The sequence below is a fragment of the Chryseobacterium sp. VD8 genome (assembly GCF_037149975.1).
Taxonomy (GTDB): domain Bacteria; phylum Bacteroidota; class Bacteroidia; order Flavobacteriales; family Weeksellaceae; genus Chryseobacterium; species Chryseobacterium indicum.
In genome coordinates this window covers 1-3,491 of record NZ_JBBCQL010000326.1, presented here as the reverse complement: position 1 = coordinate 3,491, position 3,491 = coordinate 1, and the positions used below count along the sequence as shown (strand labels likewise).

4 protein-coding genes are annotated in these 3,491 nt (G+C 38.1%); 3 read left to right on the top strand and 1 reads right to left on the bottom strand.

The window, feature by feature from the left end; translation table 11 throughout:
* Positions 1–1,453 (top strand): type I restriction enzyme subunit R domain-containing protein (locus WFK35_RS21470; RefSeq protein ID WP_442892097.1); only part of this gene is annotated, 1,453 nt, incomplete at its 5' end.
* A 74-nt stretch (positions 1,454–1,527) separates the two neighbouring features.
* Here WFK35_RS21470 and WFK35_RS21465 read toward each other — a convergent pair.
* Complete coding sequence (locus tag WFK35_RS21465) at positions 1,528–1,884, bottom strand: hypothetical protein (protein ID WP_336734575.1); 357 nt, start codon at positions 1,882–1,884, stop codon at positions 1,528–1,530.
* 68 nt (positions 1,885–1,952) lie between these two features.
* Between WFK35_RS21465 and WFK35_RS21460 the strand changes: the two genes are divergently transcribed.
* The gene (locus tag WFK35_RS21460) at positions 1,953–2,210 is read left to right on the top strand and encodes a DUF1294 domain-containing protein (RefSeq protein WP_336734573.1); all 258 of its coding nucleotides are present in this window, start codon (positions 1,953–1,955) and stop codon (positions 2,208–2,210) included.
* A gap of 188 nt (positions 2,211–2,398) precedes the next feature.
* On the top strand, positions 2,399–3,491 hold a 1,093-nt coding region (locus WFK35_RS21455; RefSeq protein WP_336734571.1), incomplete at its 3' end, for a GTP-binding protein.

Below are 3,491 nucleotides of genomic sequence, written 5' to 3'. Positions count from 1 at the left end.
TTTAGCCAACTATACCACCTACAGAAGCTATTATGAACTGGAAAAATCCATAGAAGAAAATCCTCTGTTTGATACCACCAAAGCGCAGAAGAAATTAAGGGCTTATGTTGAAAAACATAAACAGACCGTAGGTACGAAAGCAGAAATAATGCTGGATCATTTTACCTCATCGGTAGTCAATACCAAAAAACTTAAAGGCAAAGCCAAAGCAATGGTGGTAACCCAGAGTATAGAATCTGCCATCCGTTATTATCAGGCTCTGCAGCAGTTGTTAAATAAACGGGGAAATCCATTTAAAATAGTGATTGCTTTTTCGGGAGAAAAAAAAGTAGACGGCATCGACTATACCGAAGCCCAAATGAATGGTTTTCCGGAAAGTGAAACGAAAGATAAATTTGATGAGGACGAATACAGAATGCTGATCGTAGCCAATAAATATCTTACCGGATTTGATCAGCCAAAGCTTTCAGCAATGTATGTTGATAAAAAATTACAGGGCGTTTTGGCGGTGCAGACCCTGTCAAGATTAAACCGTTCTGCCAATAAGCTGGGTAAGAAAACTGAAGACCTTTTTGTATTGGATTTTTTTAATTCGGTAGAAGATATTCAGAAATCATTTAATCCTTTCTATACATCCACAACTTTAAGCGGCGCGACAGATATCAACGTTTTGCACGAACTGAAAGACAGTCTGGATGATTCCGGAATCTATGAGCAGGCGGAAGTGGAAGATTTTAATGAAAAATTTTTTAATGGCGTAGATGCTCAGTTTTTAAGTCCGATTATTGATGTGGCTGCCCAGAGATTTGCAGACGGGTTAGAACTGGACGATAAGCTGAAAGCAGATTACAAAATTAAAGCCAAGCAGTTTGTGAAAATTTACGGTCAGGTTGCAGCCCTGCTACCCGAAAGTTTTACTTATTCCGGGTGGGAAAAACTCTTCTGGTTTTTAAAATTCCTCATTCCTAAACTTAAAATAGAAGATCCGCAAAATGACGCACTTGATAAATTATTGGAATCTGTGGATTTATCAACCTATGGTTTAGAAAGAGTAAAGCTGAATGCTTCCATTTCTCTGGATGATTCTGAAACAGAACTTGCTCCCCAAAATCCTAATGTCCGTGGTGCACATGGTGAAGAAGTAAAAGATGAATTAGAGAACATAATAAAAGGCTTTAATGAAAAATGGTTTCAGGGCTGGGAAATCACACCGGAAGATCAGAGAGTGAAATTCATTTCTTTAAGTAAATCTGTACAGGCGCATCCGGACTTTGATATGAAGGTCGCAAAAAATGCTGATGACCAGAACAGAGAACTGGCCCTAAAGAAGATCCTTGATGATGTGATGGCACAACAGAGAAAGCAGGAACTGGAGCTTTATAAGCTTTATGCTCAGGATTCATCATTTTATCAGGCATTTTTTAACACTTTAAAACAAGTGATTAACTTTTAAGCAAAATAATAACCATAATAATTAATCTGATATTTCCGGATTAATTATTATGGTTTAAAAACCTTTATTATAAATTAATTCAGCACCTCCGATCCAAAAATCCTCACACAGTATTCACTGCCCAGAAATCTCGGATCCCCATGTTTCTCAGACCAGAAACCATCCAGAATATCTTTGCTGATACAGCGGTAAACCGCCACACCCTTGTAGATCTTGAGATCTTCCCCTTCATAACGGAAGTTGATGACCAGAATCCCGTCTTTATAAAAACCGGTGCCTTGCTGCAGATGATCCCCAATCATCCACTCAGCCATGATGCGTTGGTTTTCGTCGAGGGACAGCGTGAGAATCCCGTAATAAGAAACTTCCGCAGACTCTTCCTGATTGCTTCCCTGAATAGAATAGCTTCCTGCTAAATCCTGTACTGTCATTGATATTTATGTCTTGATTTTACAAAGGTAAAAATTCCTGTTTTAAACTTTTTATTTTAGATTTGCCTATGTTTTATTTTTTATTGGCAATCAATCTTTTCAGTTTCATCATCTATAGAACAGACAAGAGAAAAGCAGAAAAACACGAACGGAGAATTTCTGAAAAAAAACTTCTGGCGGTTTCTCTTTTCGGCGGAACTTTGGGTGCTTTTCTGGCAATGGTGATCTTCAGGCATAAAATTTCGAAGACTTCATTTGTATTAAAATTCGGATGCATTGTTTTAATTCAGGTGTTTTTCATTTACCTTTTTGAAAATTATTCATAAGATTTCCCGTTAAAACGGAATCTGTTATTCAAAATTTTATGTCCGGAAATATTCAATAAATGCTTTAATGATAACAGTTTAAGCAACGCACTCCGTTTAATGCACTCATTATGAATTTGTTAATTATCAAAAGTTATTGGTGAATATTTCATTAAAAATCACTATTTTTGCACCCGTAAAAATCTTATATGCAAAACATTAGAAATATTGCGATTATCGCACACGTTGACCACGGTAAGACTACCTTGGTTGATAAGATCATCCACGCAACCAATATTTTCAGAGAAAATCAGGAGAGTGGGGAGTTAATTATGGATAACAATGATCTTGAAAGAGAAAGAGGGATCACGATCTTATCCAAGAATATTTCTGTTACTTATAAAGACACGAAAATTAACGTAATTGATACACCGGGTCACGCCGATTTCGGAGGAGAGGTAGAGAGAGTACTGAAAATGGCAGACGGGGTAATTTTGTTGGTGGATGCATTCGAAGGACCGATGCCGCAGACAAGATTCGTACTTCAGAAAGCTTTGGAGCTAGGATTAAGACCTTTGGTGGTAATCAATAAAGTAGATAAGCCAAACTGCCGTCCGGATGAGGTTCACGATCAGGTATTCGATCTTTTCTTCAATCTGGATGCTACTGAAGAGCAATTGGATTTCCCAACGTTCTACGGTTCTTCTAAACAGGGATGGTTCAACACTTCATTAGAGCAGACGGAAGATATTTTACCATTACTGGATGGTATTTTACAGTACGTTCCTGCACCGAAAGTTACAGAAGGTACCCTTCAGATGCAGATTACTTCTCTTGATTATTCTTCTTTCTTAGGAAGAATCGCGATCGGAAAAGTAACGAGAGGGGAAATTAAAGAATCCCAGTGGATCGGTCTTGCGCAGGCAGACGGAAAAGTAGCAAAAGGAAAAGTAAAAGAACTATACGTTTTCGAAGGTTTAGGAAAGAAAAAAGTAACTGAAGTTCAGGCAGGAGATATCTGTGCTGTGGTAGGTTTCGATGCTTTCCAGATCGGAGATTCTTTCGTAGATCTTGAAAATCCTGAACCATTGGAAAGAACGGCAATTGACGAGCCTACGCTGAACATGACGTTCTCCATCAACAATTCACCTTTCTTCGGGAAAGACGGTAAATATGTAACGTCTAACCACTTAAAAGAAAGATTAACCAAAGAATTAGAGAAAAACTTAGCATTAAGAGTTCAGCAGACCGACGATGCCAATACGTTCCTGGTTTTCGGTAGAGGTATTCTTCACTTATCAG